We start from the raw sequence: 14,136 nt of genomic DNA, 5'->3' as shown, positions 1-14,136 counted from the left end.
CCATCGAAAAGCAATCGATACCGATCGAAAGGCGATCGATGGACGTTCCGAAGATCCAGAACGCGCTGCGGACCATCGCGCGCGGCCTGGAGGAGCTGGCCGGGGCGCTCGGCGACGAACAGGAGGCCGGCGAGGACGAGCGCACCGCGCGGGTCATCCGCGAGTGGGGCCGGCGCGGGCTCACGCAGAAGGAGGCGTCCGCGCTGTTCCAGCGGCACGGGTTCGCCCCGCAGACCACGGGGGGCTGGGCGCGCGGCGAGTGGGTGGAGCTCGGCGACGACGGCCTGCGCTACCTCACCGCGAAGTCGCACACGTGGCTGGAGGAACGGGCATGACCTTCTCCGTCCGCGTCGCGGTACGCGGCTACGAGCTCGACACGCAGGGCCATCTCAACAACGTCGTCTACCACCAGTACGGCGACCACGCCCGCTGGGAGTGCCTGCGCGCCGCGGGCATCGAGATCCGCGAGATGCTCGCCGCCGGCGTCGGCCCGGTCACCCTGGAGAACACCATCCGCTTCCGCCGCGAGCTGCGCGGCGGCGACGAGGTGGACGTGACGTGCGCGTTCGAGTGGGGCGAGGGGAAGACGTTCCGCATCAGGCAGGAGTTCCTGCGGGTGCGGGACAGCGCCCTGGCCGCCGAGCTGACCGGCGTCGGCGGCCTCATGGACCTGCGCGAGCGCCGCCTGCTCGACGAGCCGGGTGCGCGCTGGCGGGCCCTCGCCCGCGCGCCCGAGGTGCTGAACCTCTGAGCGGGCCCGCCGGCGGGAGGCTACTTCTTCGGCTTGTCGGAGCTGGACTCGGTGGACAGCGCGGCGACGAAGGCCTCCTGCGGCACCTCGACGCGGCCGACCATCTTCATCCGCTTCTTGCCTTCCTTCTGCTTCTCCAGCAGCTTGCGCTTACGGGAGATGTCACCGCCGTAGCACTTGGCGAGGACGTCCTTGCGGATGGCGCGGATGTTCTCGCGGGCGATGACCCGGGCGCCGATGGCGGCCTGGATCGGCACCTCGAACTGCTGCCTCGGGATCAGCTCGCGCAGCTTCTTGGCCATGTCGACGCCGTAGGTGTAGGCCTTGTCCTTGTGGACGATCGCGCTGAAGGCGTCGACCGGCTCGCCCTGGAGCAGGATGTCCACCTTGACGAGGTCGGCCTCCTGCTCACCGGCCGGCTCGTAGTCGAGCGAGGCGTAGCCGCGGGTGCGGGACTTGAGCTGGTCGAAGAAGTCGAAGATGATCTCGCCGAGGGGCAGCGTGTAGCGGATCTCGACGCGGTCCTCCGACAGGTAGTCCATGCCGAGGAGCTGGCCGCGCCGCCCCTGGCAGATCTCCATGATCGCGCCGATGAACTCGGACGGCGCCAGGATCGTGGACTTGGTGACCGGCTCGTGGACGGTCGCGATCTTGCCGCCGGCCGGGAACTCCGACGGGTTGGTGACGGTGAACTCCTTGCCGTCCTCCATGACGACCCGGTAGATCACGTTGGGCGCGGTGGAGATGAGCGACAGGCCGAACTCGCGCTCCAGCCGCTCGCGCACGATCTCCATGTGGAGCAGCCCGAGGAAGCCGACGCGGAAGCCGAACCCGAGCGCGGCGGAGGTCTCCGGCTCGTAGACCAGCGCGGCGTCGTTGAGCTGGAGCTTGTCGAGCGCCTCGCGCAGCTCGGGGTATTCGTCGCCGTCGATCGGATAGAGGCCGGAGAACACCATCGGCTTCGGGTGCTCGTAGCCGGCCAGCATGGCGCGGGCGGGCTTGCCGGCGGAGGTGACGGTGTCGCCGACCCGCGACTGACGGACGTCCTTGACGCCGGTGATGAGGTAGCCCACCTCGCCGACGCCGAGGCCGAGGTCGGCGGGCTTGGGCTCGGGCGAGATGACGCCGATCTCCAGCGTCTCGTGGGTGGCGCTGGTCGACATCATGAGGATGCGCTCGCGCTTGCCCAGGTGGCCGTCCACGACCCGGACGTAGGTGACCACGCCGCGGTAGGTGTCGTAGACGGAGTCGAAGATGAGCGCCCGCGCGGCGGCGTCGGCGTCGCCGACGGGCGCGGGGATGGTCTGCACCACGTGGTCGAGCAGCTCGCGCACGCCCTCGCCGGTCTTGCCCGAGACCCTGAGCACGTCGGACGGGTCGCAGCCGATGAGCCCGGCCAGCTCCTCGGCGAACTTCTCCGGCTGCGCGGCGGGCAGGTCGATCTTGTTGAGCACCGGGATGATGTTCAGGTCGGCGTTCATGGCCAGGTAGAGGTTGGCCAGCGTCTGCGCCTCGATGCCCTGGGCCGCGTCGACCAGCAGGATCGCGCCCTCGCACGCCTGGAGCGACCGGGAGACCTCGTAGGTGAAGTCGACGTGACCCGGCGTGTCGATCATGTTGAGCACGTGGCCGTCCCACGGCAGGCGGACCGCCTGCGACTTGATGGTGATGCCGCGCTCGCGCTCGATGTCCATCCGGTCGAGGTATTGGGCGCGCATGGAGCGGTCGTCGACCACCCCGGTGATCTGCAGCATCCGGTCGGCAAGGGTCGACTTGCCATGGTCGATGTGCGCGATGATGCAGAAGTTGCGGATCAACGCGGGGTCGGTCTGGCCAGGCTGAGTGCGCACCGAAGTCCGTTTCGACAGGGTTGAGGTCAAGCAGTCTTCCATGGTGACATGCCCGGATGATTACCCGGACCGTCATCCGCCGCGGCCTGCGCCTGCTCGCGCTGGCCTTGGTCGTCGTGGTCGCGCCGGCCGGCCTGCTCGCCGCCGCGCTCCGCGTCCAGTTTACCGGTGCCCCGGCCGCGTGGGCGAAGAGCACGGGAGACGACGCCCTGTGGCTGGGACACATGTGGGTGGACGGCCGGCGCGGGGAGGCGGACGTCGAGCGGCTGGCGCGGCGGCTGGGCGCGACGGGGATCAAGGACGTGTACGTCCATTCCGGACCTTTCGCTGAGGACGGCCGCCTCGATCCCGCCAAGTACCCTAACGCCCGAAATTTCGTCCAGTGGATGCATAAGTATCTGCCGAACGTCCGCGTCTCCGCCTGGCTCGGCCAATCCGTCGAGAACGCCCTCGACCTCGACGACCCCACGTCCCGCGACAACGTCCTGGCCGGCGTGGCCGCCGTCATGAAGCAGGGCTACGACGGCGTCCACTACAACTTCGAGCCCGTCGGCGACGGCGACACCGAGTTCCTCGACCTGCTCGACCGCACCCGGCGGCACACCGGGCTGCTGTCCACGTCGGTGCCCCAGATCGAGCCGTACCCCGGTCTGCGCCTGACCGCGCGGGCCGTGCTCGGCCACGACAAGTACTGGTCTCCGGGGTTCTTCCAGCAGGTCGCGGCCCGCGTGGACCAGGTCGCCGTCATGACGTACGACTCCGGCACCCCCGCGCGGTCCCTCTACGGCGGGCATGTCGCCCGCCAGGCGGAACTGGCCCTGGACCTGACGCCGGCGGGCACGCACCTGCTCATCGGCGCGCCCGCCTACCACGACCATGGCCTGCCCTGGCTGGACGCGGCCGAGAGCGTCGCCGCCGCCGCCGAGGGCGCCCGCCTGGCGCTGACCGGGCACGGCCCGCGCGAACGCTTCGGCCTGGCCCTGTACGTGGACTTCGCCGCCACGGAGGAGGACTGGCGGGAGTACATGACCGGCTGGATGGCCGTACACTCGTAGCAGCCCGTTCGCCCAGGCTGTTGATTTGAGGAGCCGCCTGGGTTATTGGTAATCTGTTCAACTGCGTGTGTGGCGCGCCCTCTCTCGAGCCCGCGCGCCCCATCCATCACTCAGACTTTCACCGAGGCTTCTTCGTGGCGAACATCAAGTCCCAGATCAAGCGCAACAAGCAGAACGAGAAGGCTCGTCTGCGCAACAAGGCGGTCAAGTCCTCTCTGAAGACGGCCGTCCGCAAGTTCCGCGAGGCCGCCGAGCAGGGCGACGTGGAGCAGGCCGCCGCGCTGCAGCGGGTGGCCGCCCGCCAGCTCGACAAGGCCGTCAGCAAGGGCGTCATCCACAAGAACCAGGCCGCCAACCGCAAGTCGGCCATCGCCAGGCAGGCCGCCGCTCTGGCCGCCAAGTAAGGCCACCCAAGGCCCGGCACACCGGGCCTGTCCGGACGCCGCTCCCATAGGGGGCGGCGTTCTCGTTTTCTCCATGGTTTCGTCACGGTTTCGATATCACACGGCCGTATCGGGTGAGTCACCGTTCCTGAGATCACCTTGATTGCGTCCTGGCCCCTCCCCGAAGGTGCACTCAACGGACAAGAGGGGGATCGGATGCGGGGGCCGCTGGTCGTCAAGCGCGCGTTCAGCGAGCCGCTGCTCCTGCTGGCCGCGTTCGGGGCGATCCTGCTGGCCACCACCACGCTGGTGGCGCTGACGATGTACGCCTCCTCCATCGCCGACGCGGGCGTCCGCCGGACGATGGAGACCGCCTCGTTCCGCCAGACCGCCGCCGTCATCAGCGCCCCCGTCACCGGGGAGACCTTCCCCACCTACGACCGCGCGGTCCGCGACGAGCTCACCCGCGCCTACGGCGCCGCCCCGGCGATCGGCACCAGCTTCCGCTCCGACTCCTACGTCATGCCGGGCCAGGACGGCGAGCCGCAGCCCGAGCTGATCAGGTTCGGCAGCTACGACGGGCTCGACCGGCACGCGAGGCTCGTCTCGGGAAGCTGGCCGCGTCCCGGCGGCCCGGCCGTCGAGGCGGCCCTCTCGCTGCCCGCCGCCTCGGCCGCCGGCTTCGAGGTCGGCCGCGAGTTCACCACCAAGGGCCGGCTCGACCCGCGCCCGGTCACCGTGCGGGTGGTCGGCGTCTTCCAGCTCACTGACCCCGCGGGCGAGCGCTGGGCGAACGAGCCGCTGCTCACCCGGGGCGTCGAGCGCGGCGACTTCACCACGTACGGCCCGCTGATGATCCCCCGCGAGACCTTCCTCGACCGTTTCGCCACGAGCGTCAACGCCACCTGGACCGCCGAGCCCGACCTCGGCGCGCTCACGCCGGAGCGGCTGCGCCCGCTGGCGGACGCGCTCGGCCAGGTCGGCGAGCGGCTCAAGGAGGGCGGCTGCCCGAGCTGCGTGGCGTCGGGACGGCTGCCCGAGATCCTCACCCAGCTCGACACGGCGTCCCTGGTGGCGCGCTCGACGATGCTGATCCCGGTGCTGCAGCTGCTGTTGCTGGCGGCGTACGCGCTGATGCTCACGGCCCGGCTGCTGGCCGAGCACCGGCGCATGGAGGTGGCGCTGCTGCGCTCGCGCGGCGCGGGCACCGGCCGGCTGGCCGCGCTGGCCGGTGGCGAGGCGCTGCTGGTGGCGCTGCCGTGCGCGGTCGTCGCGCCGTTCCTCGGGCCGCCGCTGCTGGCGCTGGTCGGCGAGCTGCCGTGGATCAGGTCCACGGGCGTCCGGCTCGCGCCGTCGGCCGATCTGGGCACGTTCCTGGTCTCCTCGGCGGTGGCGCTGGCCGCGGCCGTGCTGCTGGCGCTGCCGGCGCTGGCAGGAGCGCGGCGCACGTACGTGGAGGAGCAGTCGGCGCGCGGGCGCGGCGGCGGGCGTGGGCTGGTCGAGCGGGCGGGCGCGGACCTCGCGCTGCTGGTGGTGGCCGGTCTCGCGATCTGGCAGCTCCGCCGCTACGGCGCGCCGGTCACCACGACCGCGGGCGGCGGGCTCGGCATCGACCCGCTGATCATCTCCGGGCCCGCGCTGGCCCTGCTCACCGGCGGCATGCTGGGCCTGCGGCTGGTGCCGCGGGTGTCGCGGCTCGCGGCCCGGCTCACCTCGCGGCGGCGGACGCTGGCCCCCGCGCTGGGAGCCTGGCAGGTGAGCAGGCGGCCGCTCACGTACGCGGGGCCCGCGCTGCTGCTCACCATGGCGATCGCCATCGGCGTGGTCTCGCTGGCCACCGCGGCGACCTGGCGGACCTCCCAGCTCGACCAAGCCCGCCACCAGGCGGGGGCGGACCTGCGGCTGTCCGGGCCGCCGGACGGGCCGGAGCTGGGCGCGCTCGGGCGCGGCACGGCGTTCGCGGCACTGCCCGGCGTCACCGCCCACTCCCCCGCCTTCCGCGGGCAGAGCGAGGTCAGCGGCGAGAGCGCGCTGCTGCTCGGCCTCGACGCGGCCCGGCTCGGCGAGCTGTTCCACCTGCGGGCCGACCTGTCCGAGCAGAGCGTGGCCCGGTTGTCCCGCGCCCTCGCCGGGCAGCGGGCGGGCGGGCTGGCGCTGCCCGGCGAGCCCGCCACGCTGACCGTGCGGGCCGAGGCGGACGCCGCGCTGCCGGCCAGGCTGGTGCTCTCCGACGCGCTCGGCGTGTGGCGGGACCTGCCGCTCGGCCCGCTGCGCGCCGGCGGCAACCAGGTGGAGCTCGACCTGCGCGAGCTGGCCGGGCGGTCAGGGAAGATCAGCTACCCGCTGACGCTGCGCGGCCTGATCGCGGGCGCGTCCCGCGAGGAGGCCACGGTGAAGGTGACCGGGATCAGCGCGGACGGCCGCGAGGTGCCCGCCGCCGCGCTGTCGGTGGCCGCGACCGACCGGCCGGCCGCCGCGGCCTACGGCCCGGGCGCCGCGCCGGGGCCGCTGCCGGTGGTGCTCACCGCCGACCTCGCCGCCTCGCTCAAGCTGGACGTCGGGCAGACCGGGCCGGCCAGCATCGACCGGCGGGTGCTCCAGGTCACGGTGGTGGGCGTGGTGGACAGCATGCCGACGGCCGCGGCCGGGCAGAAGGCGCTGCTGGCCGACTGGGGGACGTTGCAGGCGTACGAGCTGGGCGCGGCGCAGCCGCCGAGACCGGCCACCGAGTGGTGGCTGGCCGCCGCCGACCCCGCGCCCGCCCGCGCTGTGCTGCGCGAGCAGCCCGGCTGGGACGTCAGCGTCGTCGACGAGCGCGAGCTCGCGGCGCGGCTGCGCGACGACCCGCTCGCGAGCGGGCTGCAGGGGGCGCTGATGCTGGGCTTCGGCGCGGCCCTCGTGTTCGCCGCGCTCGGCTTCCTGGTGAACGCGGCCGTCGCGGCGCGCGAGCGGAGGGCCGAGTTCGCCGTGTTGCGGGCGCTCGGCACCAGCTCGCGGCAGATGTTCGGGCTGCTGGCCGTGGAGCAGGCGTTCGTCGTCGGGCTGTCGCTGGCCGCCGGCACGGGGCTCGCCGTGGCCGTCGGAGCGCTGGTGGTGCCGCACATCGTGCTGACCGGGCAGGCCTCGGCCGTCACGCCCGGCGTGCTGCTGGAGATCCCGTGGGGCGCCACGGGCCTGATGCTGGCGCTGGTGGCGGCGGTGCTGTTCGCCATCGTCGCCGGGCTGGCGCGGCGCCTGCGGCGCGGGCAGATCCTGGAGGACCGGTGAGGATCCCGCTGCTGGCCCGGGCGCACGCGGGCGCGCTCGTCGTGCTCTTCGTGCTGACCGCGCTCGCCTGCCTGCTGGTGTCGGGGCTGCCCCGGGCCACGCAGGCGGCCTTCGACCGGGCGCTGCAACGCGCGCTGACCACCGCGCCCGCGGTGCGTACGGACCTGACGGTGGCGGGCGAGTCCCGCTCGCCCCGCGAGGACCTGCACGAGCCCGCCGCGTTCGCCGAGCGCGAGCGGCGCTGGCGGGCGCTGCTGCCCGCCGCGCTGCGGCCCCTGGTCGCCCCCGCCGGGCACATGAGCGCCAAGACCAGCCTCACGCCCGTCACCGGGACCGGCGGGAACACCTACATCAACCTGGGCTGGCTGTCCGACGCCGACCGGCGGGTGGACTGGGTGGCGGGCCGCGCGCCCGGCGCGCCCTCCACCACGCGCTTCCAGGGGAAGCCGATCCCCCTGTTCGAGGTGGGCGTCGTCGAAGAGGCCCTGGATCAGATGAACCTGCGCGTCGGCGACACCCGCACGCTCGGCGAGAGCGACTACGCCGCCGTGCGGATCGTCGGCGTCTTCCGCGCCAAGGACCCCGCCGACCGCTACTGGACCCACAACACCGACATCCTGCACGTCACGAAGCTGCAGCCGCCCGGCAAGCTGGACTTCGAGTTCCACACCACGACCCTCATCTCGGACGCCGCGCTCACCGCGCTGAGCGGCGAGTCCCGCAACCTGACCTACCGCTGGGTGCTGCCGCTGAACGGGCGGACCGCGAGCGCGCTCGCCGTGCCCGGCATCGAGGCGGGCGTCACCGAGTTCGAACGCGTGCTGAGCCTCCAGGCCACGGCGTCCACCCCCTACCGGCTGGAGACCGGGCTGCCCAAGACGCTCGGCGACTTCACGGCGGCGCTGGCCACCGCGCAGACCGTCATGTACCTGGTGCTCGCCGGGCTGCTCGCGGTCGCGCTCGGCGTGATCGTGCTCGGCGTGCGGCTGCTCACCGACCGTCTGGACCGGGCGCTCGCGCTCGCCCGCGCCCGTGGCGGCTCGCTGCGGCAGGTGGCGGGAACGGGCGCGGCGCTCACCGCGACGGCGGTCGTCCCCGCCGCGCTCGCCGGGTACGCCCTCGCCTTCCTCGTCCCCGGCCCCGTGCTGCCGCTCGCGCATCTCGGACCGGCGTTCGTGCTGGTCGCGGGCGTGGGATTCGGGGCGGCGCGGGTGGCGCTCGCCCACCGGACGCCGCTGCACGAGCGGCGCGACGACGTGGCGGCCGCCCGGCCCTCCGCGCGGCGGATCACGGTGGAGGCGCTGGTCGTGGTGCTCGCGCTGGCGGGGGCGTACCTGCTGCGGGCGCGCGGGCTGTCGGCGGAGGCAGGGCTGGACCCGTTCCTGCTGCTGGTGCCGATCGCGCTGACGCTGGCGGCGGCGCTGGTCACGGTGCGGTGCTACCCGTACCCGCTGCGGCTGCTCGTCCGGCTCGCCGCGCGCGGGAGGTCGGCGGTGCCGTTCCTGGGGCTGACCCGGGCGGCGCGGGCCCGCGCGGCCGGCGGGCTGCCGGTGCTGATCCTGCTGCCCGCGCTCGCCGTGTCGGTGTTCGCGGCGGTGATCTCGGACGGCATCACCGGGACCCAGCGGCTGGCGTCCTGGCAGCAGGTGGGCGCGCCCATCACGATCACCTCGACGATCGAGATCCCGGCCGCGACGATCGACCGGATCCGCGCGACGCCGGGCGTCGAACAGGTCGTGACCGCCCAGACCGCGCGGGTGCAGCTCGGCTACTCCAGCGAGCGCGCCGAAGCCATCGCCGTGGACGTCGCCCAGTGGCGGCGGCTGCTCGCCGGCGCGCCCATCGGCCTGCCCGAGCTGCCCGCGGGACCGTCCGCGCTGGTCTCGCCCGAGCTGCGGGACCGCGGGACGCTCGACGTCGGCTGGCAGACGCGGATCAAGGCCAAGGTGGCGGGCGCGATCGACGCGGTGCCCGGCTTCGCGTCCAGCGGGAAGTTCGTCGTCCTGCCGCTGAACGTGCTGACCCGGCCGGCCGTCAACCTGCTGCTGATCAAGGGCGACGTCGCGCCGGCCGAGCTGGCCCGGCTGGTCCCGTCGGCCACCGTCGCGTCCCGGGCGGAGGCGCTGGCCGCCATCCAGGACGATCCGCTCACCGGCGCGGTCCTGACGACGCTGGTCGTGGTGACCGGGGCGCTGGCGCTCTACGCGCTCCTGGCGGTGATCCTGTCGCTGGTCGTGGGGGCCGCCGACCGGGCGAGGGCGGTGGCGTTCCTGCGTACGCTCGGGCTCTCGGACCGGCAGGCTCAGCGGCTCACCATGCTGGAGGTGCTGCCGATGGTGCTGGTGACGGCGCTCGTCGGGTTCGGGCTGGGGCTGGCGCTGCCGGCCGCGCTCGGCCCCGGCGTCGACCTGTCCGCGTACGCCGGGGACCTGCCCGTCGGCGGCTACTCCCCCGACCTGCTCACGCCGGGCGCGCTGGCGGCCGGGCTGGCCCTGGTCGCGGTGCTCGGCGCGTACGCGCACACCGCGCTCGACCGGCGGCGCGGCCTCGGCGCCGCGCTGCGCGCCGGAGACCTCTCATGAACGTGCCCCCGTCCCCCGCAGGAGGAGTCGCGATGAATCCCACCCTGTCCGAGCTGGAGGCCAAGGCCACGCGCGGGAAGGCGGTCTTCGGCGGCGACGCGCACATCGTCTGCGACAACCTCGTCCGCATCTACAAGACCGAAGGCGTCGAGGTCGTCGCGTTGCAGGGCCTCGACCTGGTGATCGACGAGGGCGAGCTGGTCGCCATCGTCGGCGCGTCGGGATCGGGCAAGTCGACGCTGCTCAACGTGCTGTCCGGGCTCGACGTCCCGACCGCCGGGGTGGCCCGGGTGGCGGGCATGGACCTGCTGTCCATGACGCCCAAGGACCGGCTGCGCTACCGGCGGTCGGTGGTCGGGTTCATCTGGCAGCAGACGGCCCGCAACCTGCTGCCCTATCTGAACGCCCGGGAGAACGTCGAGCTGCCGATGAAGCTCGCCGGAGTGCCGCGCAAGGACCGCGTCCGGGCCATGGAGCTGCTGGAGCTGCTCGGCGTGGCCTCCTGCGCCGGCCGCAGGATCCCCGAGATGTCCGGCGGCGAGCAGCAGCGGGTGGCCATCGCCGTCGCCCTGGCCAACTCCCCGCAGCTCATCCTCGCCGACGAGCCGACCGGCGAGCTCGACAGCGAGACCTCGGAGCAGGTGTTCGAGGCGCTGCGCACCGCGAACCGGCAGCTCGGCGTGACCGTCGTCATCGTCACCCACGACCCGATGGTGGCCGGGCAGGTGGACCGCACGATCGGCATCCGCGACGGGCGTACCAGCAGTGAGACGCTGCGCCGCGAGGGCGCCGAGGGCGAGATCGTCGCCGAGGAGTACGCCGTGCTCGACCGCGTGGGCCGGCTGCAGCTCCCCCGCGACTTCATGAACGCGCTGAACATGGAGCGCCGGGTGCGGCTCGAACTGGAGAGCGACCACATCGGCGTGTGGCCCGCACGGGAGGAGCCCTCGGATGAGCGATGAACCGTTGGTCGTGGTGGAAGGGCTGCGCAAGGTCTACCGCAGCGGCCCCAAGGAGGTCGTGGCGCTGCGGGAGGTGTCGTTCGTGGTGCGCCCGGGGGAGCTGGTCGCCGTACGCGGGCGCTCCGGCTCCGGCAAGACGACCCTGCTCAACCAGATCGGCGGCCTGGACCGGCCGGACGCGGGCCGGGTGCTGGTGTCCGGCCAGGATGTCACGTCGATGTCCGAGGACGCGCTGCTGGAGCTGCGCCGGGACGTGGTCGGGTTCGTGTTCCAGTCGTTCGGGCTGATCCCCGTCCTGTCGGCGGCGGAGAACGTCGGGGTGCCGATGCGGCTGGCCCGGATGCCCGTCGAGGAGCGCGAGGCCCGCGTCCGGATGCTGCTCGCCCTGGTGGGGCTGGAGCAGCACGCCAACCAGCGGCCGTTCGAGCTGTCCGGCGGCCAGCGGCAGCGGGTGGCGATCGCCCGGTCCCTGGCGAACCGGCCCCGCCTTCTCGTGGCCGACGAGCCGACGGGGCAGCTCGACTCGCAGACGGGGCGGCAGATCATGGAGCTGCTGCGGGCGCTCGTCCGCAGCGAGGGCGTCACGGCGCTGGTCGCCACGCACGATCCCAGCCTGATCACGCTCGCCGACCGCGTCCTGGAGATCAGCGACGGCGTCGTCCACGAGGCCGATCTGGCCGCACCGGCCGGTTGATCGGGGCTTACGTCCGAAAGTTCACGGCTCGTCTACTCTTTACATAGGGTTCTGGTGGTTTGCCGGTTTACGCTCGCCGACATGCATGCAAAGCCCCGGGTCCCGGCGATCCTCTTAGCGGCCGGCGCCCTCGCCGCCACGTTCGCCGCCCTGCCCGCGACCTCCGCGTCCGCGGCTCCCGCGAACGTGGTCATCAGCCAGGTCTACGGCGGAGGCGGCAACTCCGGCGCCCCCTTCACCAACGACTACGTGGAGCTGTTCAACCGGAGCGACGCCCCCGTACCGCTGGACGGCTGGTCGGTCCAGTACACCAGCGCCACCGGCACCGGGAACTTCGCCGCCAACACGGCCGCGCTCTCCGGCACCCTCGCCCCCGGCCGGTACCACCTGGTGCAGCTCGCGGCGGGCAGCACCCCGAGCGGCACGCTCCCCCAGCCCGACGGCACCGGCTCGATCAACATGAGCGGCAGCGCCGGCAAGGTCGCGCTGGTCCGCTCCGCCGCCGGCCTGGCCTGCAACGGCTCCTCGGCGCCCTGCTCGGAGGAGCAGCTCACGCTGCTCGCCGACCTCGTCGGCTACGGCAGCGCCAACTTCTCCGAAGGCGCCCCGGCCCCCGCGCTCACCAACGCGACCGCCGCCTTCCGCAGGAGCGGCGGATGCGCCGACACCGACGACAACGGCTCCGACTTCGAGGCCGCGGCCCCGGCGCCGCGCAACTCCGCCACCGCCCCGGCCCCCTGCGGCGCCGACCCGTCCCCTTCCCCCACTCCCACGGCCACCCCGACGGCCACCCCCACGGTGACGCCCACGGTGACGCCCACGGTGACGCCCACTCCCCCTGACACCTGCGACACCCCGGCCACGCACACGGTCTCCCAGGTGCAGGGCAGCGGCGAGACCAGCCCCCTCGCCGGGCAGAACGTCCGGGTGGAAGGCGTCGTCACCGGCTCCTTCCAGGGCTCCGGCGGCCTCGGCGGCTTCACCCTGCAGTCCCTCACCCCGGACGCCGACCCGGCGACCTCCGAGGGCCTGTTCGCCTTCACGTCCACGCCCGTCAAGGCCGGCGACCGGGTGCTCGTCTCCGGCAAGGCCGTCGAGTTCAACGGCCTCACCGAGCTCTCGCCCGTCACCTCCGTGAACGTCTGCGGCGCCGGCACCGTCAAGCCCCTCAAGGTGAAGCTGCCGCTCCACAAGGACGTCACCTTCGAACGGTACGAAAACATGCTCGTGACCTTCCCCGACGACCTCGCCGCCTCCGAGATCTACAACCTCGGCCGGTTCGGCGAGATCACCCTCGCCGAGGACGAACGGCTGTGGCAGCCGACCGACCGCAAGGGCGTGGACCCCGAGAAGGACGCGCGGCGCACGATCCTGCTGGACGACGGCTCCAACGCGCAGAACCCGGCGACGTTGCCGTACCACACCGAGGGCGCGGCGAGCGTGCGGCTCGGCGACGAGGTCGAGGACCTGACCGGCGTCATCACCTACGGCTTCGGCGTCTACCGCGTCCAGCCGACCCGGCCCGTCGTCTTCACCGCCGAGAACCCGCGTCCCGCCCGCCCCGAGAAGGTCGGCGGCGACGTACGGGTGGCCAGCCTCAACACCCTCAACTGGTTCACCACGCTCGGCTCCCGAGGCGCGACCAACGCCGCCGAGCGGGACCGCCAGCTCGCCAAGCTGGTCGCCGCCATCACCACGCTCGACCCGGACGTGGCCGGCCTGATGGAGGTCGAGCGCAACGGCGACGTGGCGCTCAACGCCCTGGTCGACGCCCTCAACGCCAAGGCCGGCGCGGGCACGTACAAGGGCATCTCCCACCCGAACCCGGGCACCGACCTCATCCAGACCGCGCTGATCTACAAGCCGGGCAAGGTGACCCCGATCGGCCCGGCGCGCTCCTCGGCCGACCCGATCTTCAACCGGCCGCCGCTGGCGCAGACCTTCGGGGCGGCCGACGGCAAGGGCAAGACGTTCACCGTGCTGGTGAACCACTTCAAGTCCAAGGGCTGCACCGACGGCGACGAGACCGCCAGCGGCGACGACGCCGACCAGGGCGACGGGCAGAGCTGCTACAACGCCAAGCGCGTCAAGCAGGCGAAGGCGGTGCTGGCCCTGATCGACGGCCTGCAACTGCCGAACGCGCTCGTCCTCGGCGACCTCAACGCCTACGGCGAGGAGGACCCGATCCACGTCCTCGAGGACGCCGGGCTCACCAGCCTGAGCAAGAAGCACGTCAAGAAGGACGACCGCTACAGCTACGTCTTCGAGGGCCTGTCCGGCGAGCTCGACCACGTGATGGCCGACAAGGGGGCGCGCAAGCTGGTGACCGGCGCCACGATCTGGCACATCAACGCCGACGAGGGCCGGTTCATGGACTACAACACCGAGTTCAACCCGCCCTACCTGTACGCCCCCGACCCGTTCCGCTCCTCCGACCACGACCCGCTCCTGGTGGGCCTACGCCTCTGACCAGAGGACCGGATTCCCACCCCTTTGCGCCGGCTACCCCCGTCGGCGCAAAGGGGCTCCCCCCGCCGCAGAAACAGAAGCAGACGCAGACGCAGACGCAGACGCAGACGCAGACGCAGACGC

Annotated in this window: 10 protein-coding genes; 9 read left to right on the top strand and 1 reads right to left on the bottom strand. The window is 72.9% G+C overall.

Annotated features, from left to right (window positions below; all coding sequences use genetic code 11):
- The first annotated feature begins 38 nt into the window (after positions 1 to 38).
- On the top strand, positions 39 to 335 hold the full coding sequence (locus Nocox_RS10645; RefSeq protein WP_020541813.1) for a hypothetical protein: 297 nt from the start codon (positions 39 to 41) through the stop codon (positions 333 to 335).
- Positions 332 to 751: an acyl-CoA thioesterase gene (locus Nocox_RS10640; protein WP_020541812.1), complete on the top strand. Its 420-nt coding sequence runs from the start codon at positions 332 to 334 to the stop codon at positions 749 to 751. The genes Nocox_RS10645 and Nocox_RS10640 overlap by 4 nt, the downstream gene beginning before the upstream one ends.
- 20 nt (positions 752 to 771) lie before the next feature.
- Here the strand turns inward: Nocox_RS10640 and lepA are convergent, their stop codons facing one another.
- Positions 772 to 2,643, bottom strand: coding sequence for a translation elongation factor 4 (gene lepA, locus Nocox_RS10635; RefSeq protein ID WP_051112490.1), 1,872 nt, complete (start codon positions 2,641 to 2,643; stop codon positions 772 to 774).
- A gap of 14 nt (positions 2,644 to 2,657) precedes the next feature.
- Here lepA and Nocox_RS10630 point away from each other — a divergent pair, with 14 nt between their 5' ends.
- The 7 genes from Nocox_RS10630 (at position 2,658) to Nocox_RS10600 (ending at position 14,013) form a co-directional block, all read left to right on the top strand.
- Entirely contained in the window at positions 2,658 to 3,656 is a 999-nt protein-coding gene (locus tag Nocox_RS10630; RefSeq protein ID WP_020541810.1) for a glycoside hydrolase family 18 protein, read from the top strand.
- Between the two features lie 134 nt (positions 3,657 to 3,790).
- The gene (rpsT, locus tag Nocox_RS10625; protein ID WP_020541809.1) at positions 3,791 to 4,060 is read left to right on the top strand and encodes a 30S ribosomal protein S20; all 270 of its coding nucleotides are present in this window, start codon (positions 3,791 to 3,793) and stop codon (positions 4,058 to 4,060) included.
- Between the two features lie 195 nt (positions 4,061 to 4,255).
- Positions 4,256 to 7,306 carry an FtsX-like permease family protein gene (locus Nocox_RS10620; RefSeq protein WP_020541808.1) on the top strand — a complete coding sequence of 1,017 codons (3,051 nt, stop codon included), beginning with the start codon at positions 4,256 to 4,258 and terminating at the stop codon, positions 7,304 to 7,306.
- Entirely contained in the window at positions 7,303 to 9,888 is a 2,586-nt protein-coding gene (locus Nocox_RS10615; protein ID WP_020541807.1) for an FtsX-like permease family protein, read from the top strand. The genes Nocox_RS10620 and Nocox_RS10615 overlap by 4 nt, the downstream gene beginning before the upstream one ends.
- A gap of 32 nt (positions 9,889 to 9,920) precedes the next feature.
- Positions 9,921 to 10,850 (top strand): ABC transporter ATP-binding protein, encoded by a 930-nt coding sequence (locus tag Nocox_RS10610; RefSeq protein ID WP_020541806.1) that lies wholly within the window; start codon positions 9,921 to 9,923, stop codon positions 10,848 to 10,850.
- Entirely contained in the window at positions 10,840 to 11,544 is a 705-nt protein-coding gene (locus tag Nocox_RS10605; protein WP_051112489.1) for an ABC transporter ATP-binding protein, read from the top strand. The genes Nocox_RS10610 and Nocox_RS10605 overlap by 11 nt, the downstream gene beginning before the upstream one ends.
- A gap of 81 nt (positions 11,545 to 11,625) precedes the next feature.
- On the top strand, positions 11,626 to 14,013 hold the full coding sequence (locus Nocox_RS10600; protein WP_020541804.1) for an ExeM/NucH family extracellular endonuclease: 2,388 nt from the start codon (positions 11,626 to 11,628) through the stop codon (positions 14,011 to 14,013).
- Positions 14,014 to 14,136: the final 123 nt, after the last annotated feature.

The organism is Nonomuraea coxensis DSM 45129 (assembly GCF_019397265.1).
Classification (GTDB): Bacteria; Actinomycetota; Actinomycetes; order Streptosporangiales; family Streptosporangiaceae; genus Nonomuraea; species Nonomuraea coxensis.
This window is presented reverse-complemented; position numbering and strand designations above follow the sequence as displayed.

Coding starts and splice junctions, on each gene's coding strand:
- Nocox_RS10600 (WP_020541804.1), top strand. CDS start 11,626: ATGCATGCAAAGCCCCGGGTCCCGGCGATCCTCTTAGCGGCCGGCGCC.
- Nocox_RS10620 (WP_020541808.1), top strand. CDS start 4,256: ATGCGGGGGCCGCTGGTCGTCAAGCGCGCGTTCAGCGAGCCGCTGCTC.
- Nocox_RS10605 (WP_051112489.1), top strand. CDS start 10,840: ATGAGCGATGAACCGTTGGTCGTGGTGGAAGGGCTGCGCAAGGTCTAC.
- Nocox_RS10630 (WP_020541810.1), top strand. CDS start 2,658: ATGATTACCCGGACCGTCATCCGCCGCGGCCTGCGCCTGCTCGCGCTG.
- Nocox_RS10640 (WP_020541812.1), top strand. CDS start 332: ATGACCTTCTCCGTCCGCGTCGCGGTACGCGGCTACGAGCTCGACACG.
- Nocox_RS10610 (WP_020541806.1), top strand. CDS start 9,921: ATGAATCCCACCCTGTCCGAGCTGGAGGCCAAGGCCACGCGCGGGAAG.
- Nocox_RS10645 (WP_020541813.1), top strand. CDS start 39: ATGGACGTTCCGAAGATCCAGAACGCGCTGCGGACCATCGCGCGCGGC.
- lepA (WP_051112490.1), bottom strand. CDS start 2,643: ATGGAAGACTGCTTGACCTCAACCCTGTCGAAACGGACTTCGGTGCGC.